Origin of the sequence: Nocardia sp. NBC_01388 (assembly GCF_045040085.1) — a bacterium.
GTDB lineage: Bacteria > Actinomycetota > Actinomycetes > Mycobacteriales > Mycobacteriaceae > Nocardia.
Genome location: NZ_CP109553.1, coordinates 1,642,275 through 1,664,265, shown reverse-complemented (window position 1 = coordinate 1,664,265; position 21,991 = coordinate 1,642,275). Strand labels below are relative to the sequence as shown.

The window sequence follows — 21,991 nt, the reverse complement described above, 5'->3', positions numbered from 1 at the left end:
GCGGGTACCCGCGAGTAACATGACAGGCGTACTTTTTCCCGAACATCACAGCCCACCCGGCTTTCTCGAAACGAGGCAGTAGATGACAGAGCGGATTCAGGTCGGCGGACTCCAGGTTGCGCGCGTCCTTCACGACTTCGTGGAGAACGAGGCTCTTCCCGGTACCGGCGTAGACTCCGCCGCGTTCTGGTCGGGTGCCGAGGCCGTTATCAACGACCTCGCCCCCCGTAACCGTGCTCTGCTCGCAGAACGCGACGACATCCAGGCCAAGATCGACGAGTGGCACCGCGCCAACCCCGGCGCCGGCTACGACAAGGCTGCCTACAAGCAGTTCCTCACCGAGATCGGCTACCTGCGTCCCGAACCGGCCGATTTCCAAATCGGTACCGAGAACGTGGACGCCGAAATCGCCATCACCGCGGGCCCGCAGCTCGTGGTTCCGGTCATGAACGCCCGCTTCGCCATCAATGCGGCGAACGCGCGCTGGGGCTCGCTGTATGACGCCCTGTACGGCACCGACGCCATCTCCGAGGCCAATGGCGCGGAAAAGGGCAAGGGCTACAACAAGGTTCGCGGCGACAAGGTCATCGAGTGGGCCCGTAACTTCCTCGACGACGCGCTGCCGCTGATCACCGGGTCGCACCTGGGCACCAGTAGGTACGCCATTGTCGACGGCGAGCTCGAGGTCACCCTCGAGGACGGCACCGATATCGGCCTGGCCGATGCCGATGCGCTGGTCGGTTACCTCGGCACCCCCGAGGCCCCGACCTCGATCCTGTTCAAGCACAACGGTTTGCACATCGAACTGCAGATCGATCCCGCTTCGCCGGTCGGCTCGACCGACGATGCCGGCGTCAAGGACGTCGTGCTGGAGTCCGCGATCACCACCATCATGGACTTCGAGGATTCGGTCGCCGCCGTGGACGCCGAGGACAAGGTCCTCTGCTACCACAACTGGCTCGGCCTGATGAAGGGCGATCTGTCCGAAGAAGTGTCGAAGGGCGGCAAGTCCTTCACCCGCACCATGAACCCCGATCGCGTGTACACCGCGCTCGACGGGTCCGATCTGGTGCTGCACGGCCGTTCGCTGCTGTTCGTCCGCAATGTCGGTCACCTCATGACCTCCGACGCGATCATCGACGCGGCGGGTAATGAGGTTCCCGAGGGCATTCTGGACGGGCTGCTCACCTCACTCATCGCCAAGCACGCGCTGAACGGTGAAGCGCGCGTGTCGAATACGCGCACCGGCTCGGTCTACATCGTGAAGCCGAAGATGCACGGCCCGGACGAGGTCGCCTTCACCAGCGAGCTGTTCGGCCGCATCGAGCAGGTGCTGGGCCTGACGCCCAACACCCTCAAGGTCGGCATCATGGACGAGGAGCGCCGCACCACGGTGAACCTGAAGGCGTCCATCCATGCCGCCAAGGACCGCGTGGTCTTCATCAATACCGGCTTCCTGGACCGCACCGGCGACGAGATCCACACCTCCATGGAGGCCGGGCCGATGGTCCGCAAGGCCGATATGAAGTCGCAGCAGTGGATCAAGTCCTACGAGGACTGGAATGTCGACACCGGCATCGCCGCCGGCCTGCCCGGTAAGGCGCAGATCGGCAAGGGCATGTGGGCTATGCCCGATCTGATGGCCGACATGCTGGTCCAGAAGATCGGCCACCCCAAGGCCGGCGCCAACACCGCCTGGGTGCCGTCGCCGACCGCCGCCACCCTGCACGCCACCCACTACCACCTGGTGGATGTGTTCAAGCGGCAGGCCGAGATCGCCAAGGGCGGCCCGCGCGCCACCGTCGATCAGATCCTGGAGATCCCCCTGGCGCAGGACACCAACTGGTCCGCCGAGGAGAAGCAGCAGGAGCTGGACAACAACTCGCAGGGCATCCTCGGCTACGTCGTGCGCTGGATCGATCAGGGTGTCGGCTGCTCGAAAGTGCCGGACATCAAGGACATCGGCCTCATGGAGGACCGCGCAACCCTGCGCATCTCCAGCCAGCAGGTGGCCAACTGGTTGCGGCACGGCATCGTGACCGAGGAGCAGGTGCTCGAGAGCCTGCAGCGCATGGCCCCGGTCGTCGACCACCAGAACGCCGGTGACTCGAACTACCGCCCCATGTCCCCCGATTTCGCGGGTTCGATCGCCTTCCAGGCGGCCAAGGAACTGGTGCTCGAGGGCACCAAGCAGCCCAACGGCTACACCGAGCCCATCCTGCACCGCCGTCGCCGGGAGGCGAAGGAGGCGTGCAAGTAGCGTGCCGTCAACCCCTGAAAAGTAGCTCCTAGCAGCTCTTTTCTACTCGAGGCCCCGCACCGGAACACCCCGGAGCGGGGCCTCGTTCATCACTGGAAATCACCCCAGATTCCGGCGCGTCACGGGAAAACGGTCACATAACCTGGACCGCCCCGGGTTTGGGGGAGACCGTTGGATCTGGAGAGGATCAACGGTATGGCTGGGAATCGGAGGTATCCGCAGGAGCTGCGGGAACGTGCTGTAGCGCTGGTGTTGCAGTACGAGCGTGAGCAGGGTGAGGCCCGCGGTGCGATGGCTCGTGTCGCGCGTGATCTGGGGGTTCACAAGGAAGCGTTGCGGCATTGGGTGAAACAGGCGAAGGCGGCGCGGGCAGGGAGCGGTGAGGCGGTGCCGACGCCGGTTCCGGAGTCGGCGGAGGCCAAAGATGCCCGGATTCGGGAATTGGAGGCCCGCAATCGTGAGCTGGAGCGGGCGAATCAGATCCTCAAGGCGGCGTCGGCTTTTTTCGCCCGGGAGATGGACCCGCCACCGCCGAAGTGGTGAGGTTCATCGACGAGTATCGGGCCGATGACCGGTTCACGGTGACCGATATCTGTGACGTGCTGGGGTTTCGGCAGCAAAGGTACTTCGCCGCGAAGAAACGGGAGCGGGCGCCGTCGGAGCGGGCGGTGCGCGATGCCGAGATCCTGGCGGAGATTCACCGTTTGCGGGCCGCTGATCGTGGCCGGCGCCGTGATTACGGTGCCCGGAAGATGTGGCGGGAATTGCTGCGTGCGGGTGTCGAGGTGGGTCGTGGCCGGGTGGAGCGGTTGATGCGCGCGAATGGTCTCGCGGGGTTGGTGCCGACGCGGCGCAAGCCGCGGACGACGGTGCCGGGCAGCGAGGATCGTCGTCCGAAGGACTTGGTGGACAGGGACTTTCGTGCGCCGGTGCCGAACCAGTTGTGGGTTGCGGATATCACGTATGTGGAGCTGGGCGGGGGTGGTTTCTGTTATGTGGCGTTCGTGACCGATGTGTTCTCGCGGGCGATCGTGGGCTGGCAGGTGTCGGATTCTCTGAAAACCGAACTGGCCCTTGATGCATTGGAGATGGCGTTGTGGAACCGGCGGGATCGGTTGAGCGCGGCGCTGATTCACCATGGGGATCGTGGCGTGCAATACACGGCGTTGCGTTACGGTGAGCGTCTGGCCGAGGCGGGTATCGCGCAATCTGTTGGCAGTACCGGTGATTCGTATGATAACGCTCTCTCGGAATCGGTGAATTCGCTGTTCAAGAAGGAATTGATCGACAAGTACGTGTGGTCGGATGTGAGCGAGGTGAATCGGGAGACGGCGGAATGGGTTTCGTGGTATAACAACCATCTACTGCCGGAGTCTGGTCCTCCGGCTTGATGGGCACGCCACCTCGAATCGCTTTCGCCGCACCAACCAGGCACGGCACCAACCAGCCTGCCGGACAAGCCATTCGGACAACGTTCAGCTCCTCTGCTGCCCGGCATTCGACCGGCCCGGCATTCGATATCGACGGAGGGGAATAGCTGGGGGAATCGCGCCTGCGGGTGTGACCGATCGCAGTTCGGGCGGTTCTCGGGAAACCTGACTAATCGGGCAAGATGGACACTCGTGACCGCCCTCCCCTCGCCCGCGTACCCCCAGCCGATGCACAACACATCGCTCGGCTGGGTATTCGCGATGGTCGCGACGCTGCTCCTGATCGCGGTGTGCTGTCTCGGACTGCTGTGGGCCTTCGCCACCCGCAGTGACGCACTCACCGCGCTGCTCTACGCCGGCGGCGGCCTGCTGGTTCTGGGCGTGATCTGGCTCATGCTCGCCCTCATCGGCGGAATCGCTTATCGCACATACCTGCTCAGCGTGCTGGCACCCGCGCTCATAGTGCTGACGGCAGCACTGCTGGTCCTGCGGATTCCGCAGGACCTCGGCTGGCGGATGTCCCGTCCCGCCCTGGAGAAAGCGGCTGCCGCCTGTGCGGACACCCGCTCCGACACCCGGATCGGGCTCTACACCTTCGATTACATCCGCAAAACCCCCGAGGGCTGCACCTTCAGCCTGGCCGGCTCCGGCCTGGGCCCAGACGGCTTCGCCTACATTCCGAGCGGTTCGGCGCCCGAGCTGCCCGCGAGAGCCCTGGTCGGCGACCGCTACACCCCACTCGGCGGGCCCTGGTTCACCTTCGACCACTTCATCGATCCCGCCGCCTGATCGCCCCTGTCGCGATCAGTCGACCGTCGGCCAGTCCCCGCCCACCCGCAGGAACATCCCCAGCCGGTCCGCGCGAATCTCGGCAATCCGCCCATCGACCAGGGTGCAGACCCAGATCTGCTCGACATCGCAGCTACGGCCGGTCGGCTCGGGCATCCGCGCATGCGCACCGGTGTGCTTACCCTCCACCCGCAGCCGAGCCATCACCCGCCCGTCCTCACCCATCAGATCCTGAATCAGAATCCCGCCCTCCCCGTCATCGGTATTACTGAACGCCGCCAACTGCCGCCGGAACCCTCGATGGCCGCCCCCGGCTCGTCCGCTTCGCCGAAGATGACCTGGTTGTGGTCGATGACCTGCGGAGACAGGTACGCGATCCAGTCCGTAGTGCTCCCGTCGATGCCCTCGTTGAGCGCATTGACGAACGCGGTGATGGTGGCCTTGTTGTCCGTAATCGTGGTGCTCATGTCAACCCGACCAGTTCGGTACGGCGGCAGGCACAGCGGCGGCCCACTGGCCGGGATCCGATAGGGACAACGAACCCCTCCGCCGCGCGCACGGTGGAGGGGTTCGCCGTGTCCGGAACTGCCGGCCCCGACGGCACGTCGGCCTGCGCCGGAGCGGCGAAATACACGGCGTACGAAGTGCATTCACCACCGGCCCATGGGAAATCGGGGCGACAGTCCGCACGGGTGCGGGGATCAGCTCAGCGGGTACTGCCCGGCGCCGCCGGTGCCGCCCATTCCGACGACGTCGCCGAACAGTGACACCATCCCCTGTCCGATCGACAGCACGTCATACCCGATCGTTCCGAGATTGGTTGCGAAGTTCTGCATGTCCATCTCCTATCGGTTATTTCGAAGACGGCCGTGGGCCGCGTCGAAATACAGACAAGCAGGCGCTGGGCCGCGAAACGTTGTCCGCTGGGGCAAGTCGGCGTACTCGTAGCTGATTCACTGCCAGATTCTCAGAAATCTCACAGTCATTTTCCCGAGTGTCGCACTGCCTAATCGGCCCCGATGGTGAACGCGACCTTCCCGCACGGGTGCGCCGTGACCAGGTAGTCGACCGCCGCGGCGGCGTCGGACAGTGCGAAGGTGCGGTCGATCCTCGGAATCACCACGCCCGATCCGGCGAGTTCCGTTAGTACAGAGAGGAATTCGGGCTTGGGCAGGGACAGCAGGCCGCGGAGCCGCTGCCGGAGGAAGGGGTGACGAACAGCGCGCGAATCGAGCGCTCGGTGCTGCCGAGTATCCGGCCACCGCCTTCGCCGCCGCCGAGCACCAGGGTTCCGGCGGGAGTGAGCAGCGCGCGCAGTTCGGACAGCGATCGCCCGCCCGCCATATCGAGGATGAGATCGTAACTCCCGCTGAGCTTCTCAGCGGTGTAGTCGATGATGTGGTCGGCGCCCAGCCCGGTGACGAACTCCGCCTTGGCCGCGCTGCACACCCCGGTCACCTCCACACCGAAGTGCTTGGCCAGCTGCACCGCCAGGTGCCCGACACCGCCGCCCGCACCGATGATCAGCACGCGCTGCCCCGCCTGGATACCACCGACATCCCGCAGCCCGGTGAGCGCCGTCGTACCGGACACCGGGAGTGCCGCCGCCTCCTCGAAGCTCAGATTCGAGGGCTTGAGCTGAAGCTTCCGCTCTGGGGCGCAGGCGAATTCGGCGAAAGACCCTTCGGTGGTGCCGAAGACCGCATCGCCGCGCCGGAATCGGGTCACCTGCGCGCCGACGCCCTCGACAATCCCCGCCACATCCCAGCCGCGAATGGCGACCTTGGGCTTGCGCAATCCCAGCACCAGCCGCCCGGCCAGCGGCAGTCCGGTCATCATGTGCCACACGCCGGGATCCACACCCGCGGATCGCACCCGGATGAGGACACCCTCCGGGCCGACCACCGGCATCGGCGCGTCCGCGTAGGAGAGCATCTCGGTGGAGCCGTACGCCTGTTGCACAATGGCTTTCATCAGGATTCTTCTTCCGGGTATTCGAAAACCTCGTCCAGCGATGCGCGAAACACCCTGGCGATCTGGAACGCCACCTCGAGCGACGGCGAATATTTGCCCTGTTCGATGGCGATGACCGTCTGCCGCGTAATGCCTAGGCGGTCGGCCAGTTCGGCCTGAGTCATCTCACCGCGCGAGAAGCGCAGGGCGCGAATGTTATTGGTCACCCTGGTCGGTTTCACCACGGCCACAGCCCCCGCCGGTAGGCCACGATCTTGGCGACGGCGCCGACCACCGCGGACAGCGTGAAGCCGAGGTAGATGACATTGGCGATCCAGAACCGATCGCCGTCGGCCAGGGCCAGCAGCAACGCGACCACCGCGTCCAGCACCACGAAGGCATTGCCGACCTGTGCACCGGCCCGGTCGATCTCGCGATCGCGCTGATCCTTGCGATCGCGGTCCCGGGAGGCCAGGGAAACGACAATGGTGGCCACGACGGACGCCGCTATCGAGCCCGCCACGGCCCACAGCAGCGGCCATACGTAGGCCACCATCGTCAATGCGTCATGCCGTGCCCGAATCAGCACCACGACCAGGTAGATCGCGTACGAGACGACAGCGGCCGCACCCAGTATCCAGGTGCGCTTCTCCTCGAACGGCATGTGCTCAGTGTAAAGAAATTCAGACACCATGTAAATAATTTTTTACACGGCCCGAGCCGGGTCAGGCAGGCTTGAATCCGACCTGCAGCGATTCCAGCCCCCGGATGACGACGTTCGGCTTGAACGGCGGATTCTCCGAAAGCAGTTCCATCGAACCGACTTTCCGCAGCAGCACCTCCAGCAGCACCTCCATCTCGAGCAGCGCCAGCGGCGCGCCGAGGCAGTAGTGGATGCCGAGGCTGAAGCCGAGATGCTTCTTGGCCGGATTCTTCGGATCCGAGTAGCGGGTCACATCGGTGCGATCCGGATTCGTGAAGGCGGCATCATCGTGGTTGGCCGAATTGATCAGCACCACAACGCCTTCGCCCTTCTCGAAGTCATGGCCCGCCACGGTGATGGGCCGGGTCGCGGCGCGGGTGGTGATTTGCACGGACGGCTCCAGCCGCAGCAGCTCATCGGGGGTGGCGGCCACCAGTTCGGGCCGCGCGCGCAGCAGTTCGACCTGACCGGGTTCGCGCAGCAGCCGCAGCATGCCGGTGCCGACCAGATTCGCGGTGGTCTCGTGCCCGGCGACAAAGGTGGTGATGCAGGTGGCAAGCAGTTCCTGCTCGGTCAGCACATCACCGCGATCCTCGACCTGCGACAGCACGCTGAGCAGATCATCGGTCGGGTTGACCCGGCGCTCGTTCAGCAGTTCGCGGAAGTAGTTCATGAATCCACGCGACGCCGCACTGCGCGCCTTCAGCGATTCCGCCGGCAGCGTGTAGTCGTGGTCGAAGCCGCGCGCCAGATCCTGCGACCACTGGTGCACCTGCTCGTAGGCCTCCGGCGGGACGCCGATGAGCTCACAGGCGATGATCAGCGGCAGCGGATAGGCGATGAACTCGATCAGATCGAATTCCCCGGCCTCCAGCGCCTTGTCGACGAGCTGTTCGGTGAGTTCTTCGATGCGCGGGCGCAGCCGCGTCACCATGCGCGGGGTGAATCCCTTGGTGACCAGATTGCGCAGGCGGGTGTGGTCCGGCGGCTCCATCCACAGGAAGGAGGTGGGCAGTTCGTCGGCGGCGGTCTCCGGCGTGACGGTCGGGTGCATCATCCCGGCCTCTTCGGCGTGACTCCACGCGGTGGTGGACAGCACCGCGGCGCAGTCCTCGTACCGGGTGAGGACGTGGTGGCCGATCGGGGTCATATGGATGGGTCCGGCCCCGCGCAGCACGCGCGCCGCAGTGTAGGGATCGGCCCGGCCATCGGGTCCGAAGAGCTGTGCCATTGCCGTGAGAATGGCGGGATCTTGTTCGGCGGCAACGGTGTTCACGTCTGGTGCGGCCATGCGTATCCTCCTGAATTCGACAGCGCGATGACGGTCGACGGCGGCGATGACGTTCGACTGGACATAGGTGGTTCAGCTCGGCGTGGCTCTGGTGTACGCGAATCCGCTGCCGCGCAGCATGATCCGTCCTGCGGTGACCGGATGCGTGAGCGCGGCAGGCGGTTCCACCAGATGAGCCACACGCATGAAGGTCCGCGACACCACCGGATCGTGATGGGCGGCCCGTTGCACCTGAGCCACATAGACATTGGTGAGCCGGGTCCGAAGCGAGCGTGGACCGATCACACCCGGATGGCTCAGGTCGGAGGAGGCGGCCAGTCGCCAGGCGGCGGCCACCGGGTCGGCGGAGGCGGCGTAGAACCGCGCGGCCAGAGTCGCGGGTGCGCCGTCCAGGCAGGTACGCAGGGCGGCGGCCTGCAGTGCGGCGACCGTCATGCCCTGCGCGTACAGCGGATTGAAGGCGCACTGCGCGTCGCCGATCACCAGCAGGCCCCCGGGCACGGCGGTCATCCGATCGAAATGCCGGCGCAGCGACGCCCGGAATCGGTACGGCACCGGATCGTCGAGCGGTTCGGAGTCGGTGACGATCTCATGGATGTCGGGTGCTGAAAGTGTCGCGGCATAGCGCGGGAATTCGGCGGGGTCGGCCGGTGGATGGTCACCGAGCATTCCGGCGAGGGTGACCAGCCACCGGTCCCCTTCGATATGCACCGCCCCGCCGCCGCGGCCGTTCGTTCCGGTCGAGACGATGACCGAGGAGTGCCCGCCCAGCTGCCCGGGCCGGTGCCGGTACAGCCGGGAGGAATAGCCGAGGTCCACATCGAGCCGTTCCGTATCGGGCACCGCGGCGCCGATATCGGTGAGCCACTCCTCGATTCGGGATCCGCGACCGGTCGCATCCACGACCAGATCGGCGGTGATGTCCTCGGCACGGCCGTCGGCGACCGTCGCGACGCCGGTCACCGCGTCGGCGTCGCCGAGCAGGCCCCGCACCGTAATGCCCTCGCGCATACGCACATTCGGTATCTGACAGGTGCGCCGGCGCAGCACGGCCTCCAGCAGCGGGCGGCTCGCGATGACGGAGGTCAATCCGGTCGAAGTGGGCACGAGCCGGGCGCCACCGACGTACCAGCGCGTGTGGACCAGCACCTCGGCCGCGGTCGCACCGCGCCGGACCAGTTCGGCCGTACATCCCGGATACAGCTCTTCGAAGACGGCGCGGCCGCTGTCCAGCAGCCCGTGCAGATGGCGGCCCTGCGGTACGCCGCGGCGCGCCTGGACGCCCTCGCACCGGTCGCGCTCCAGAATCGTCACGCGCGCGAACTCTTCCGACAGCACCCGGGCCGCCAGCAGTCCGGCGATCCCCGCACCGAGGACAACGGCGTGCCGTCCGGCGGTCACATCGTCACCGGCAATGCCGTGACGCCCCGGTGGATGAGGCTGGGGCGGTATTCGATGGTGTCGGAGGCCAACCGCAGTTCCGGAGCCCGGTCGAGCAGCGTGAGCACCGCCGCTTCGGCTTCGATCCGCGCCAGCGGCGCGCCCACGCAGTAGTGGATGCCGAGGCTGAAGCCGAGATGCTTACGGGCGGGCCGGGTCCCGGCATAGCGGGTGATATCGAAGGAATCGGCATCGGGGAAGACCCGGTCGTCGCGGCTCGCGGAGGCGGTCAGCACGACCACGCCGTCACCGCGCTTGAACTCGCGGCCGCCGACCACGGTGTCGGCCAGCGCCACCCGGATGGTGAACTGGGTGGGCGCGTCATAGCGCAGCATTTCGTCCAGCGCCGACCCGATCAATTCGGGCCGCTCGCGCAGCATCCGCATCTGCTCGGGATTCCGCAGCAGCGCCAGCATCCCATTGCCGATGAGGTTGATGGAGGTTTCCATACCCGCCACGAGCAGCAGCAGCGATATGCCGATCACCTCGGCTTCGGTGAGCATGTCACCGTCCACGCCGGCGGCCACCAGTTCACTGAGCAGATCCGGTGTCGGACCGTGCTTCTTGCGGGCGATCAGCTCGGCGAAGTACCCCATGCAGGCCATGGCCGCCGCACCGCGCGCCGTCATATCGGCCTCGCCCAGCAGCGTGTCCGGATCGCTGCCGCGGGCAATCGCCAGCTGCCACTCCCGGAATCGCGCACCGTCGGCGGGATCGGCGCCCAGCAGCCGCACCGGGATCATGGCGACCGCGAGCGGCACGGCCAGATCGGCCAGAATGTCGAGTTCACCGCGCCGCACCGCGGCATCCACCAGTTCGTTCACCACCTGTCCGGCGACAGGCGCCAGTTCGCCGACCATGCGCGGGGTGAACGCCTTGGCCACAAGCTTGCGATAGCGGGCGTGTTCGGGCGGGTCCATGCGGACGAAGGAGCCGGGAATGGCGGCGGTGGTATCGCGGAAAGGGCTGATGCCGGCGGCATATCCGTGGCCCCAGTCCGCGCCGGTGAGCACGGCCGAGCATTCCTCGTACCGCGTCACCAGGGTGACCGGCACCTCCTCGAAGGCGTACGGGAACAGTGCGGCCGCATCGCGCACGCGGCGGTAGGCGGGATAGGGATCGGCGCGCTCACTCGATTCGAAAGCGTCGAACGTGATTTCGGCAGTGCTCATCGGCCCTCCACACGGACAAGAAGTTCGGACATGCCGCGCACCACCACATTCGGCCGGTACGGCGGTTCCTCGAGCAGGGTCAGGTTCTCCACGCGCAGGGCGAGGGCGTGCAATATTTCGCGCATTTCCAGGCGGGCCAGCGGTGCGCCCAGGCAGTAGTGCAGCCCGAGACCGAAGGACAGGTGCCGTTCGGCGCGGCGGCCCGGCCGGTACCGGCGGATATCGAAGCGGTTGGGTTCGGGGAAGGCCGCCGGATCGCGATTGGCGGAGCCGAGCAGCACGATGACGGCATCGCCGGGTGCGAATCTCCTTCCGGCGACCATGATTTCGGCCCGGGCGGTACGGGTGGTGAGGTGCACGGGCGCGTCATAGCGCAGCACCTCGTCCACCGCGGGTGCGGCCAGCTCCGGATCCTGCCGCAGCCGCTGGAATTCGCCGGGATGGCGCATGAGCGCGAGCGCGCCGTTGCCGATCAGGTTGACCGAGGTCTCGTGCCCCGCGACCACCAGGATGAGCAGGGTGCCGATCAGCTCGGTGGGGGTCAGCCGGACCCCGGCCTCCTCGGCCTGCACCAGCGCGGTGATGAGGTCCGCGCGCGGCGTCCGGCGACGCTGGTCAATCAGATCGCCGAAGAATTCGGTGAATTCGTGCACGGCCGCGGTGCGCGCCGCCAGTTCTTCCGGGGACAGCAGTACATCGGGATCCAGGCCGCGCGCAATCCCGGCCGACATGAATCGCACCTGCTCATGCGCTTCGACGGGGACGCCGAGCAATTCGCAGATCAGGGTGAGCGGCACCGGATATGCCAGCGCCTCCAGCAGATCCACCTCACCGGCGGCGAGTATGCGAGTCAGGAGTTCGTCGACCAGTTGTTCGGCGCGCGACTGCAATCCGGTGATGGTGCGCGCGGTGAACGCCTTGCCGACCAGCCCGCGCAGCCGAGTGTGGTCCGGCGGCTCCATCCACAGGAACGAGCCGGGCAGTTCGACCTCGCTGTCGCCGTGCAGCAGTTCCGGTTCCTCGGCGTGGCTCCAGCGCGGATCCAGCAGAATGGCCTGTGCCTCGGCATGTCTGGGCACCAGGTGGGTGTCGTGCGGTCCGGGGACGAACGGCCCGGCGGTGCGCAGTGTCTCGTAGCTGTCGTAGGGGTTGTGCCGTAGGTGCGGTGCGACGCTCTCGACCACCGCCAGCTGTACCGGGGTCACGTCTGGAATTACCACTGCCGGAGCGGTGGCCTGGTCGGAACTCACCGGCAACTCCTGAAAGAAATTACTGCGATATCGGATACTCGAACAATTCCGCCGTTCATATTCGCCGCCCGGCCGGGTGCGGTTACCCGGCTATCGCCGGAAGCTATCGTGCGATCACCGTGTCCCTTTATCGTGCAACGTAATTGGTTGATCGAGCCTGCTTATCACAGCGCGGGTTTCACAATGCGTTCAGCGGCTGGACACAATTCGCTGTTGTGGTTGGCCCCATGAATTCCTCGGATTCTTCGGGCACCTTGCCGGGGATGCTCGCCGGTATCGCGGCAGCGCATCCCCGGGTAGCGGCAACCTTCTGGTCGACGGCCGAGAGCATCGAATACGCCGAACTCCATCGGGCGGCCGGCAGTGCGGCGGCGGTGCTGATCGAGCGCGGGGTGCGGCGCGGCGAGCCGGTGGGCATCCTGTGCCCGAACGCCCCGGAGTTCATCGTGAGCTTCTTCGCCATTGCCGCCGCCGGTGGCGCGGCGACTCCGCTGCCGCTGCCCGCGGGCATCCGCCGGGCCGCCGGATATCCGCAGCAGCTGGCCGCCATCACCGCGGCGGCGGGTATGCGCACGGTGCTGGTCTCACCGGCGTTCGCCGAGCTGGTGCCGCTACTCGCCGGGGTCGATGTCGCATTCGTCGACACCGCAACACTTTCCGGTCCCAACGATGGGGATGCCCCGGCGCTGCCCGCCCCCGGACCCGACGATCTCGCCGTCGTGCAGTTCACCTCCGGCAGCACCGCCGCGCCCAAGGGCGTCCAGCTCACCCACCGTCAGGTGACCAGCGGGCTGGCCGCGATCCGCACGGGTATTGCCCTCGATCTCGATGATCAGGGCGGTTTCTGGCTGCCGCTGTTCCACGATATGGGCCTGTTCGGCACGCTGTCGGCGATCCTGCGCGGGATTCCGGCGCACGTCTGGTCGCCGCTGGCCTTCGTCAAGGATCCGGCGCGCTGGTTGCGCGAATTCGCCGCCAGCGGAACCACTATCACCGCCATGCCGAACTTCGGCTACGAGGCGCTGCTGGCCGCGGTGCCCCCGGAGCGGGTGGCCGAATACGATCTCTCGCACTGGCGTATCGCTTTCAATGGCGCGGAACCGATTTCGCACGATGTGGTGACGCGGTTCTGTGAGCGGTTCGAGCCCGCGGGTTTCACGCCGACCACCATGTTCGGGGTGTACGGGATGGCGGAGGCCACCCTGGCGGTCGCCTTCCCGCCGCTGGGGCGCGAGACGGTCTTCGAGTGGGTCGATCGCGCCACGCTCGCGGATGACAGTCTCGCGCAACCGGTTTCCGCGACTCGACCGGGTGCGCGCGCGGTGGCCGGAGTGGGTTCGGCGGTGGACGGCCTGTCCCTGCGCATTGTCGATATCGAGACCGATGCGCAGCTTCCGGACCGGCACGTGGGCGAGATCCTGATCCAGGGCGCTTCGGTTACCGACGGCTATCTGGCGGTCGATCCGGCGGCGGTCGCGGATCGGTTCATCGACGGCTGGCTGCGCACCGGCGATCTCGGATATCTCTGCGAGGGTGAGCTTTTCGTCACCGGACGCTGCAAGGACATGATCACCGTGCGCGGGGTCAATCACTACGCGCAAGACGTGGAGGCCGTGGTCTGCGACCTCAACGGAATCTACAAGGGCCGCTGCACAGCGGCCATCGATCCGGACGGCGCGGACGTCATCGCTCTCATTGCCGAATCCGAACTCACCGGTCCTGACGCCGAGGCCCTGGACCGCGCCATCAGGGACCGGGTAGCGGCCGAACTCGGCCTGTCCGCCGTCGCGGTGTACCTCGTGCCCCCGCGCAGCATTCCCCGGACCAGCAGCGGCAAGCTGCAGCGGCTCGCCGCCCGTGAACTCATCGCCCAGCAACGCTGAAGCCCAGTGGTTTTCGCCTCTCACGAAACTGGAGTCTCCCGTGCACAGTTATGACGTCTTCCGCCACTACGAGCGCCTGCACTGGAAGTTGACCGACCTCGACTTCGATGCCATCGACCCCACCCTGGTGCGGCCGGAGTACATCACCCTGGCCAAGAGTTCGGCCATGGGCGAATCCAATGTCATCGCGGCGGTGCACGGATTCCTCGCGGAGTTCGTGGACGACTATGACTTCTCCACCTTCGCGGTGGTGTGGGGTTATCAGGAAGTCCAGCACCACTACGCTTTCCGCACCTGGCTGCGCGCGATCGGTGAGGACGTGCAGGACAAGGCCGTGGACGCGATGCGCGAGCCGTACGCGCCGGGCAGCACGCCGTCGGCGACGCTGGCCACCAATATCATCTCCGAGCTCACGGTCAACCACATCTACCGTGCGGTATCGGCATGGGTGGAGGAGCCGATTCTGAAGGCCCTGCTGCTCAACGCAAGTCGCGATGAGGCCGGGCATGCCCGCGAGTTCATCCACTACGCCACCGAGCGACTGCGCCGGCGTCCGCAGGAGCTGCCCTCGGTGCTCGAGACGCTGTACGTGTACAGCTCCGAGGCCAAGATCAAGCATCCGGTCAGCACCTTCAAGGCCGGCCTGACGGAGCTGGGCGATCACGAGACCATCGACACCGGTTTCGATCTGTTCCTGGAGCAGGTGGCGGCCGAGGGTGAGCTGGAGGTGCTGCACGACAAGGTGCGCCGCACCTTCGCGACACTGACCGGGCGCGATGTGTCCAGCAATGCCAAGGTGCGCCGCGCGCTGGCCGACGCGATCGCCTAGCGGTGGAGCACTGCGCCCATCCGGCCGATCCGCCCGCTGTCGCGGTGCCCTGGTCGGTGATTCCGGACTATCACTGCTTCGGCTGTTCCCCGCACAATCCATCCGGATTGCGGCTGACCTTCACGCCGCATCCGGACGGCCTGCAGGCCCGGTTCCGCCTGAACCGGTCCTTCGAGTCCTATCCCGGCGTGGTGCACGGCGGGCTCACCGGCGTGATCTGCGATGAGGTGATGGGCAATCTCATCGTGCTGGTCCGGCACGTACCCGCCTTCACCATCTCGCAGCGCACCCGATTCCTGACCCCGCTGCTGATCGACCGCGAATACCGCTGTGTCGCAACACTCTCCGACAAAAGCGCCGAGGCCCCGATCCGAGCGTCCGCCGACATCCTCGACGCCGACGGCGACCTCTGCGCCTCCTCCAGCGCCACCTACCAGCCGTTCGTGCTGGCGGATGTGCGCCATCAACTCTCCCTCGACGACGACGAAGTCGCACTGCTCTCGCACGCCCTGACCACGGCCGATGCCGTGCCATCGAATGGAGTTCAGCCATGACCACCGACGACATCCTGCGTACCGTCACCGAGATCGCCGCGGCCGAAACCGGTCTGCCCGAGACCGTGCTGGCGCCCGACGCCGATCTGCGCGCCATGGCGGGCGTGGATTCGGTGCGGGTGCTGCGCATGATCGCCCGCATCGAGCGCACCTATGACATCGAGCTCGAGGACAAGGATGTCTTCGGCACCTCCACGCTGTCCGAGGTGACGGCCGTGGTGGACAAGCTTGTGCGGACGGCCGCCTGATGTCCGCACCCGAGGTGACCGTCACCGCCGATACCAATCAGCACTACGATCTCGATCCCGATATTTTCGGGCAGTTCCTGGATCCGCTGCGCAAGTACAGCTCGGCGCTGTACGAATCCGACAGTGACTCACTGGAATCGGCGCAGCGCAACAAACTGCGTTTCGTCGCCCGGCGCCTGGGCCTCAATGGCGGTGAGGAGCTGCTGGATATCGGCTGCGGCTGGGGCTCGCTGATTCTGTTCATGGCGCAGGAGTACGGCTGCGATACGCTCGGCATCAGCCCGGCCCCGCGTCAGCACGAATACATTGCCGAGCAGGCGGCCGCGCGGGGCGTCAGCAACCAGGTGCGCACTCGCGTAGGGCATTTCGAGCAGCTCACCCTGCCCGATGCCAGCGTGGACGCGGTCACCATGCTCGGATCCATTGTGCATATGCCCGATCTGGACGAGGTGTTCCGGCGGGCTCGCGCGGTGCTGCGGCGCGGCGGCAGCCTCTACGTCTCGGAGAGCTGCTTCCGGAATGCGGCCGCCCGCAGGGCTTTCGGCGAGCGGGCGGGCACCGAGTTCGTGCGCTCGGACATCTTCGGCTGGGGCGATCTGCGGCCGCTGTCGGATCTGGTCACGGCCGCCGAGGATGCCGGATTCTCCATCGCCTCGGTCGACGATCTCACCAATGACTACCGCCGCACCATCGACCACTGGATCGACAATGTGGATGTCGCCGCCGAGCGCATCGATGCCCATCAGCCGGGCCTGGCCGCGAAGCTGCGGCACTACCTGGAGGTCGCCAATGCCGGATGGGGTTACACCACAAAGCATTACGCACTGGTCTGCCGCAAAACCCGATAGCTGTCAGGAGCAGTCATGACGATCGATTCCGCACTGCTGCCCGTCGAGGATCTGGTGGCGGCGGTCGACAGCTTCCTGGCCGCCTCCCCCGCCGCGCGCTCCTGGGATGTGGAGACGGCCTTCGACTGGGCCGCCGCCGATGCCGGCCGGCTGTCCGAGGGACAGCGGTCGGCGGTGCAGTTCGTCACCCTCATCGAGGATCATCTGCCCGGGTATTTCGATGTGTACCAGCGCAGCTTCCCGGTGGACGACACGGTGGATCTGCCGACCTTCATCCACAATCGGGAGCTGCACCACTTCACGGTGCGCTGGGCGCTCGAGGAGGACACACACTCGCGGGCGCTGGCGCGGTATCAGGAAGCCTCCGGTATGGCCGATCGCGGCACACTGCGCGGTGAGCTGGCAGTAGAGGGGCAGAAGTCGTTCGAACTGCCGTATACGCATCCGGTGCAGTACTTCGCCTATGCGCTGGTGCAGGAGAAGGCAACTCAGATGTATTACCACCAGCTGCGGGATGCGGTGGATGATCCGGTGCTCGGGGCGGTGCTCACCCGGCTCTCGCGGGACGAGGCGCGGCATTTCAGCTTCATGGCCGATGTGGTGACCCGGTATCTGCGGGCGCAGGGTGATGACGCCGTGGAGCCGATTCGCGAGGTGATCGCGGGATTCCGTATGCCGCTTGCCGATACGCTGCGCGGGTATTGGCGGTGGGCGCTGCGGATCGCCGATGTCGCGGACTATGACCACACCGCGGCGTACGACCATCTGATCAAGGTGATCGACCGGGCGGTGGATGCGCGCACCGACCGGGTGGACGAACTGGCCGACTTCGTCGCGCAGTGCCGCACGCTGGGCTGAGCAGCAACGCACTGAGTGACGCGGTCACAGAGAAGAGGCCCTGCTCCCGACTTCCCCGGGGGCAGGGCATTTCTCGTTGGCTGTCGGCGCGGAGAGAGCTAGTCGGCGCGGAGAATGAGAATCGTGGTGGAGCCGTGGGCGATCAGCTTGCCTGCGGCATCGGTGATCCGGCCTTCAGCGGTGGCGGTGCGGCGGCCGACGTGCACGGCCGTGGCATCACAGGTGAGCCGGGAGCCGTCCAGGGTCACGCCCCGAATGAAGTTCACCTTCAGTTCCAGCGTCGTATAGGCGACGCCGTCATCGAGTTTCGTGAATACGGCGCTGCCCATGGCGGTGTCCATGAGGGTCGCGATCACACCGCCGTGCACGGTGAACATGGCATTGATGGTCGCCACATTCGGATCCAGGTAGTAGCGGGTGCAGCCGGCCCCGGCGCTTTCCAATCGGATGCCCAGCGAGGCGCCGACGCCGAGCTTCTCGTCGAGCCCGCGCTGGAATACCTCGGTGAGTTCACCGACCCGCTTGGCGACCTTGTCCTCGACGTGATTGTCGATGCTGGTCATGAATTCTTCCTTCCTGCCGAACGATTCCCTTCATTCGAGCAGTCGGCGGTGAATTTCGTCTGCCGGCAACCCATTCCATTTCAATATCCGATCGGCTGATCGAGACCGGCGCACCCCCGCGCGGCCTCCCACGCCAGTCGATAGCGTCGCGCCATGGTCGATATCGATACACCGGACCGGATCGAGACCATCGGCGCGGACTTCTTCGCCGATCCGCACCGGCACTATCGCCGCTGGCGCGAATACGGTCCGGTGCGGCGGGTTCGCTTCCCCGACGGCGTGATTCGCTGGGTGATCCTCGGCCACGCCGAGGGCCGCGCCGCGCTCGCGGATCCGCGGCTGCGCAAGAACATCGCGCATGTCGAAGCGCTGGTGAGCGCCAAACGTCAGACGCCGCCGATGGATCCGCGGCAGATCGCGCTGCTGACGCACATGCTCAATATCGACCCGCCCGACCACTCCCGCCTGCGCAAGCTCGTCAGCACGGCATTCACGGCGCACCGCGTGGCAGCGTTGCGGCCGCGCATCGAGCAGATCACCAGCGCCCTGCTGGACGGGATCGACGGCCGTGACGAGGTCGACCTGTTGCGCGAATTCGCTGTGCCACTGCCCATTACGGTCATCTGTGAACTACTGGGCGTACCACCCACCGAACGTGACGACTTCCAGCAGTGGACCCAAGACCTCGTCGGCGTCGTGGGCCGAGAAGAGGAACGCACCCGCGCCTCCCTCGCCATGATCGCGTACCTGACCCGCCTGGTCCGCGCCAAACAGGCCACCCCCGCCGACGACCTGCTCTCCGGACTGGTCCAGGTCGGCGAAGACGGCGATGCCCTCACCGAACCCGAGCTGGTGGCCATGTCCTTCCTGCTCCTGGTCGCCGGCTACGAGACCACAGTGAATCTCATCGCCAACGGCACCTACGCACTGCTCCAGCACCCAGATCGGTTCCATGCCCTGCGCGCCGACCCCGATGCCATCCCCGCCGCGGTCGAGGAATTCCTCCGCTATGACGGCCCGGTCAACCTTTCAACCGTCCGCTTCACAACCGAACCGATCCACATCGCCGACATCACCATCCCCCCAGGCGAACTCGTCTACATCGCCCTCGAGGCGGCCAACCGCGATCCCGCCCGCTACCCCACCCCCGACACCCTCGACCCCACCCGAGACACCTCCGCCCACCTGGCCTTCGGCCACGGTATCCACTTCTGCCTGGGCGCACCCCTGGCCCGCATGGAAGCCCACATCGCCTTCTCCGGGTTGCTGCACCGCTTCCCGAACCTCCACCTCTCCCCCACCGCCGACACCATCAACTGGCAATCCAGCACCCTCATCCGAGGACTCCTGCAGCTACCTGTCCGCCTTCGTGCGTGACGACATCGATCAGGAACCGCTCGGCTGGAATTCCAGCGCGGTCCGCCCGGAGCGGTTCGATCACTGACGCACGCAGCGCGGGCTCGGCATCGAGGTCGGCCCAGAACGGCCGACCGTACCGCAGCGGGTAAGCCGGTGTGCCAGTATGGATCGTCTCGAGCAGCTCGACGAAGGCCAGTTCGGCCCGCCCGCCCGCGCTGTTCATATCGAGCAGGACCTTGACCCCTTCCGGTGAATCCCCGCCTATCTGCTCGCCGAGGCTCGTGGGCCGATAGCGGCCGGACTCGACGTCGAGATCGAAGACCCCGATCGCCACCAGATGGTCGAGCAACCGCCGCAGCGCGGGCTCGAAAGCCTCAGTGCGGGAAGCCAGTTCCGCAACTGTCGCTCCCCCGCCGCCGGCCTGCTCCACCAACCCGAGCGTCGCGGCCACCCGAATACTCATCGGGGTGGCAAGATCCGCCATGGCCAGAATCGAAGTCCCAGGATCCGAAGCGTTCACCGCCCCGAGCTTACCCATTGCGCTGCTTCGGATTACCGATCGTCCAGCGACACAGGCTGATTCGCGCCGCCTCCCTGCCGGTCACGCTCATCGCGGAGCGAGTAGGCTACATCTCGGCGGCCGCGTTCAGCCGGGCGTCCAAGAATCGCTACGGCACGCCACCCGCCCGCTGGCGACGAGACATCATGGGACGCTGAGCATCCCAAGTCCCAGGAACGTGAAAAACCCCACCCGGATGTATGGTCCGGGCGGGGTCCTTGTCCCCCGGGCGCGGTTCGCCGGGTCTTCGCGCCTACTTAGCAGCCATAGACGGCTGGTTGATAGTCGTGAAGTACTGGATCGCGGCCAGGATTGCGACCGGGGCGGTCACGAAGAGCTGGCCGGCGAGGGTGCCGAGAAAGCCGATGGCGGCCATGCCACCGATGCAGCCGACGACGGCAGCGGGGACGAGCGCACCGAAGAGGCCGACGATCGCAGCGGTGGCGACGGTGGCGCCGGCGACGCCGCCGAGTACGCAACCGGCGGCACCGCCGAGGATGCCGCCGACCAGGGTGCCGATCGTGGCACCGGTGCTGATGGTGGTGGTCATGCGGGACCAGGCGGCCTGCTCACGGTCGTAGTCGCTCTTCCAAGGCGCCTGGTTTTCGTAGGGCAGCGCGACCGGCTTGTAGGCGGCGTGCTCGATGTCGAACTGCGGGGTCAGCGTGGCGGTGTGATCGTCGATTTCAGCGGCGATCGGGAAGACGAAATCGTCGACCCGGAAGGACAGTTCGGTGCCACCGAGCACGGTGCCGTTGGCAGCCTTGATCTTGAAGACTCCGTTGTCCGCGCTCAGCGAGCCGGCATCGGTCTTGATGATTGTCGAGGTTTCGGTATTGGTCGCCGTGAAGTTCACGGCCTCGTTCTGATCAGCCTGGGCCGCTCCGGTGGCCCCGGCGGCAAAGCCCAGCGCGGCGACGAGCAGCGCGGACGCCGCAGCAGTCTTCCTCATCTTGGTTTCTTCTTCTCTCTGTCATTCCCCGAATCGGGAACTAGGCACGTGGATTTACGTGCTTGTCTGTCGCGCGTGATTCCATCGGGGACAGCACTTTTGGCCGTCACAGGTCCAGGACCAGCAGATCCGAGCGCGACCGCGAGACACAGGGCATGAGGGTCGCCCCGGCCGTGCGCTCGGCCGCCGTCAGCACCGTGTCGCGGTGCTCGATCTCGCCTTCCAGCACCGGCGTCTCACAGCTGCCGCAGGTGCCTTCCCGGCACGAGGTGATGACCTCGACGCCCGCGCTCTCGAGCACCTCGACGATGGTCCGGTCCGCCGCGACCCGCAGCGTGCGCCCACTGCGAGCGAGCCGCACCTCGAACGCACGATCACCGGTCGTATCGACCTGCAGCGGCACGAAACGCTCCGTGTGCACCTCGAGTCCGGCCAGCGCGCCTTCGGTTTCGACCACGTTCAGCAGCGGCTCGGGTCCACAGCAGTACACCGTGCTGCCCGCATGCTCGGCGAGGATCGCCGCGATCGGCAGCAGCCCGGTCTCGTCCTGTGGCATGAGATGCACCCGCTGGTGCCGCAATTCGCTCTCGAAGGACAGGTGTGCCCGCGTCCGCGCCCCGTAGTAGAGCGACCAGCGGGCACCGGCACGCTGCGCCGCCGCCAGCATGGGCAGGATCGGCGTAATGCCGATCCCGCCCGCTACGAACAGGTACGCGTCACTGGGCACCAGTTCGAAGTTGTTGCGCGGCAGCGAAACCCGGAGCTCTGACCCGGGCTCGGCGGTGCGGTGCAGATGATCGGAACCGCCGCGCCCGGCCGGTTCGTGCAGGACGGCAATGCGCCAGTGCCGCTCATCGGCAGGATCGCCGCACAGCGAGTACTGCCGCACACCGGCCGCACCGGCGCTCACATCGATGTGCGCGCCCGGCGTCCAGTGCGGCAGCGGCCCGCCATCGACGTCCGCCAGCTCGAGAGCGAATACGCCCTCGGCCACATCACGTCGATCGGTCACCCGAACCGTCAGGTCGGTCATCGCATCCCCTCGGTGGA

Annotated in this window: 27 protein-coding genes; 12 read left to right on the top strand and 15 right to left on the bottom strand. The window is 66.4% G+C overall.

Annotation, left to right across the window (positions count from 1 at the left end):
• The first annotated feature begins 82 nt into the window (after positions 1-82).
• The 4 genes from OG716_RS07690 to OG716_RS07675 all read left to right on the top strand — a co-directional run bounded on the left by OG716_RS07690 (position 83) and on the right by OG716_RS07675 (position 4,479).
• On the top strand, positions 83-2,260 hold the full coding sequence (locus OG716_RS07690; protein WP_405136988.1) for a malate synthase G: 2,178 nt from the start codon (positions 83-85) through the stop codon (positions 2,258-2,260).
• 195 nt (positions 2,261-2,455) lie between these two features.
• Complete coding sequence (locus OG716_RS07685; RefSeq protein WP_405136987.1) at positions 2,456-2,803, top strand: transposase; 348 nt, start codon at positions 2,456-2,458, stop codon at positions 2,801-2,803.
• Positions 2,800-3,651, top strand: a complete 852-nt coding sequence (locus OG716_RS07680; protein WP_405136986.1) for an IS3 family transposase — start codon at positions 2,800-2,802, stop codon at positions 3,649-3,651. Before OG716_RS07685 ends, OG716_RS07680 begins: the two co-directional genes overlap by 4 nt.
• Positions 3,652-3,918: 267 nt before the next feature.
• Positions 3,919-4,479, top strand: a complete 561-nt coding sequence (locus OG716_RS07675) for a hypothetical protein (RefSeq protein WP_405136985.1) — start codon at positions 3,919-3,921, stop codon at positions 4,477-4,479.
• A gap of 15 nt (positions 4,480-4,494) precedes the next feature.
• Here the strand turns inward: OG716_RS07675 and OG716_RS07670 are convergent, their stop codons facing one another.
• The 11 genes from OG716_RS07670 to OG716_RS07620 form a co-directional block, all read right to left on the bottom strand.
• Positions 4,495-4,761 (bottom strand): ester cyclase, encoded by a 267-nt coding sequence (locus tag OG716_RS07670; RefSeq protein WP_405136984.1) that lies wholly within the window; start codon positions 4,759-4,761, stop codon positions 4,495-4,497.
• Positions 4,716-4,946, bottom strand: coding sequence for a hypothetical protein (locus OG716_RS07665; protein WP_405136983.1), 231 nt, complete (start codon positions 4,944-4,946; stop codon positions 4,716-4,718). Before OG716_RS07665 ends, OG716_RS07670 begins: the two co-directional genes overlap by 46 nt.
• Positions 4,947-5,180: 234 nt before the next feature.
• Entirely contained in the window at positions 5,181-5,315 is a 135-nt protein-coding gene (locus OG716_RS07660; protein ID WP_327140032.1) for a hypothetical protein, read from the bottom strand.
• A 170-nt stretch (positions 5,316-5,485) separates the two neighbouring features.
• The gene (locus OG716_RS07655) at positions 5,486-5,653 is read right to left on the bottom strand and encodes a zinc-binding dehydrogenase (protein WP_405139573.1); all 168 of its coding nucleotides are present in this window, start codon (positions 5,651-5,653) and stop codon (positions 5,486-5,488) included.
• The gene (locus tag OG716_RS07650) at positions 5,623-6,453 is read right to left on the bottom strand and encodes an NAD(P)-dependent alcohol dehydrogenase (protein ID WP_405136982.1); all 831 of its coding nucleotides are present in this window, start codon (positions 6,451-6,453) and stop codon (positions 5,623-5,625) included. The genes OG716_RS07655 and OG716_RS07650 overlap by 31 nt, the downstream gene beginning before the upstream one ends.
• Complete coding sequence (locus OG716_RS07645) at positions 6,453-6,659, bottom strand: helix-turn-helix transcriptional regulator (protein WP_327140034.1); 207 nt, start codon at positions 6,657-6,659, stop codon at positions 6,453-6,455. Before OG716_RS07645 ends, OG716_RS07650 begins: the two co-directional genes overlap by 1 nt.
• An 11-nt stretch (positions 6,660-6,670) precedes the next feature.
• Positions 6,671-7,096, bottom strand: a complete 426-nt coding sequence (locus tag OG716_RS07640; protein ID WP_405136981.1) for a hypothetical protein — start codon at positions 7,094-7,096, stop codon at positions 6,671-6,673.
• Between the two features lie 61 nt (positions 7,097-7,157).
• Entirely contained in the window at positions 7,158-8,426 is a 1,269-nt protein-coding gene (locus OG716_RS07635) for a cytochrome P450 (protein WP_405136980.1), read from the bottom strand.
• 72 nt (positions 8,427-8,498) lie between these two features.
• A complete protein-coding gene (locus OG716_RS07630) occupies positions 8,499-9,827 on the bottom strand; it encodes an FAD-dependent oxidoreductase (RefSeq protein ID WP_405136979.1) in 1,329 nt (442 codons plus the stop codon).
• A complete protein-coding gene (locus OG716_RS07625) occupies positions 9,824-11,038 on the bottom strand; it encodes a cytochrome P450 (RefSeq protein WP_405136978.1) in 1,215 nt (404 codons plus the stop codon). The genes OG716_RS07630 and OG716_RS07625 overlap by 4 nt, the downstream gene beginning before the upstream one ends.
• Positions 11,035-12,288 (bottom strand): cytochrome P450, encoded by a 1,254-nt coding sequence (locus OG716_RS07620; protein WP_405136977.1) that lies wholly within the window; start codon positions 12,286-12,288, stop codon positions 11,035-11,037. Before OG716_RS07620 ends, OG716_RS07625 begins: the two co-directional genes overlap by 4 nt.
• A gap of 227 nt (positions 12,289-12,515) precedes the next feature.
• Here OG716_RS07620 and OG716_RS07615 point away from each other — a divergent pair, with 227 nt between their 5' ends.
• Genes OG716_RS07615 through OG716_RS07590 form a run of 6 tightly spaced genes read left to right on the top strand, consistent with a single transcriptional unit; the run spans position 12,516 to position 17,508 of the window.
• Positions 12,516-14,171 (top strand): AMP-binding protein, encoded by a 1,656-nt coding sequence (locus OG716_RS07615; RefSeq protein ID WP_405136976.1) that lies wholly within the window; start codon positions 12,516-12,518, stop codon positions 14,169-14,171.
• 40 nt (positions 14,172-14,211) lie between these two features.
• The gene (locus OG716_RS07610) at positions 14,212-15,000 is read left to right on the top strand and encodes a ferritin-like domain-containing protein (protein WP_405136975.1); all 789 of its coding nucleotides are present in this window, start codon (positions 14,212-14,214) and stop codon (positions 14,998-15,000) included.
• Positions 15,001-15,002: 2 nt separating this feature from the next.
• Complete coding sequence (locus OG716_RS07605) at positions 15,003-15,554, top strand: PaaI family thioesterase (RefSeq protein ID WP_405136974.1); 552 nt, start codon at positions 15,003-15,005, stop codon at positions 15,552-15,554.
• A complete protein-coding gene (locus OG716_RS07600) occupies positions 15,551-15,802 on the top strand; it encodes an acyl carrier protein (RefSeq protein WP_327140043.1) in 252 nt (83 codons plus the stop codon). The genes OG716_RS07605 and OG716_RS07600 overlap by 4 nt, the downstream gene beginning before the upstream one ends.
• Positions 15,802-16,650, top strand: coding sequence for an SAM-dependent methyltransferase (locus tag OG716_RS07595; RefSeq protein WP_405136973.1), 849 nt, complete (start codon positions 15,802-15,804; stop codon positions 16,648-16,650). The genes OG716_RS07600 and OG716_RS07595 overlap by 1 nt, the downstream gene beginning before the upstream one ends.
• Before the next feature lie 15 nt (positions 16,651-16,665).
• Positions 16,666-17,508 (top strand): acyl-ACP desaturase, encoded by an 843-nt coding sequence (locus tag OG716_RS07590; RefSeq protein ID WP_405136972.1) that lies wholly within the window; start codon positions 16,666-16,668, stop codon positions 17,506-17,508.
• 98 nt (positions 17,509-17,606) lie between these two features.
• Here the strand turns inward: OG716_RS07590 and OG716_RS07585 are convergent, their stop codons facing one another.
• Complete coding sequence (locus OG716_RS07585) at positions 17,607-18,071, bottom strand: PaaI family thioesterase (protein WP_327140046.1); 465 nt, start codon at positions 18,069-18,071, stop codon at positions 17,607-17,609.
• Positions 18,072-18,224: 153 nt separating this feature from the next.
• Here OG716_RS07585 and OG716_RS07580 point away from each other — a divergent pair, with 153 nt between their 5' ends.
• Entirely contained in the window at positions 18,225-19,448 is a 1,224-nt protein-coding gene (locus OG716_RS07580) for a cytochrome P450 (protein ID WP_405136971.1), read from the top strand.
• On the opposite strand, the gene OG716_RS07575 is transcribed toward OG716_RS07580, so the two are convergent.
• The gene (locus tag OG716_RS07575; protein ID WP_405136970.1) at positions 19,405-19,950 is read right to left on the bottom strand and encodes a hypothetical protein; all 546 of its coding nucleotides are present in this window, start codon (positions 19,948-19,950) and stop codon (positions 19,405-19,407) included. The genes OG716_RS07580 and OG716_RS07575 overlap by 44 nt on opposite strands.
• A 17-nt stretch (positions 19,951-19,967) precedes the next feature.
• Between OG716_RS07575 and OG716_RS07570 the strand changes: the two genes are divergently transcribed.
• Positions 19,968-20,147, top strand: coding sequence for a helix-turn-helix domain-containing protein (locus tag OG716_RS07570; RefSeq protein WP_405136969.1), 180 nt, complete (start codon positions 19,968-19,970; stop codon positions 20,145-20,147).
• 95 nt (positions 20,148-20,242) lie between these two features.
• Here the strand turns inward: OG716_RS07570 and OG716_RS07565 are convergent, their stop codons facing one another.
• Both OG716_RS07565 and OG716_RS07560 read right to left on the bottom strand, forming a co-directional pair.
• Positions 20,243-20,941 (bottom strand): hypothetical protein, encoded by a 699-nt coding sequence (locus OG716_RS07565; protein WP_405136968.1) that lies wholly within the window; start codon positions 20,939-20,941, stop codon positions 20,243-20,245.
• A 106-nt stretch (positions 20,942-21,047) separates the two neighbouring features.
• Positions 21,048-21,974: a PDR/VanB family oxidoreductase gene (locus OG716_RS07560; RefSeq protein ID WP_405136967.1), complete on the bottom strand. Its 927-nt coding sequence runs from the start codon at positions 21,972-21,974 to the stop codon at positions 21,048-21,050.
• Positions 21,975-21,991: the final 17 nt, after the last annotated feature.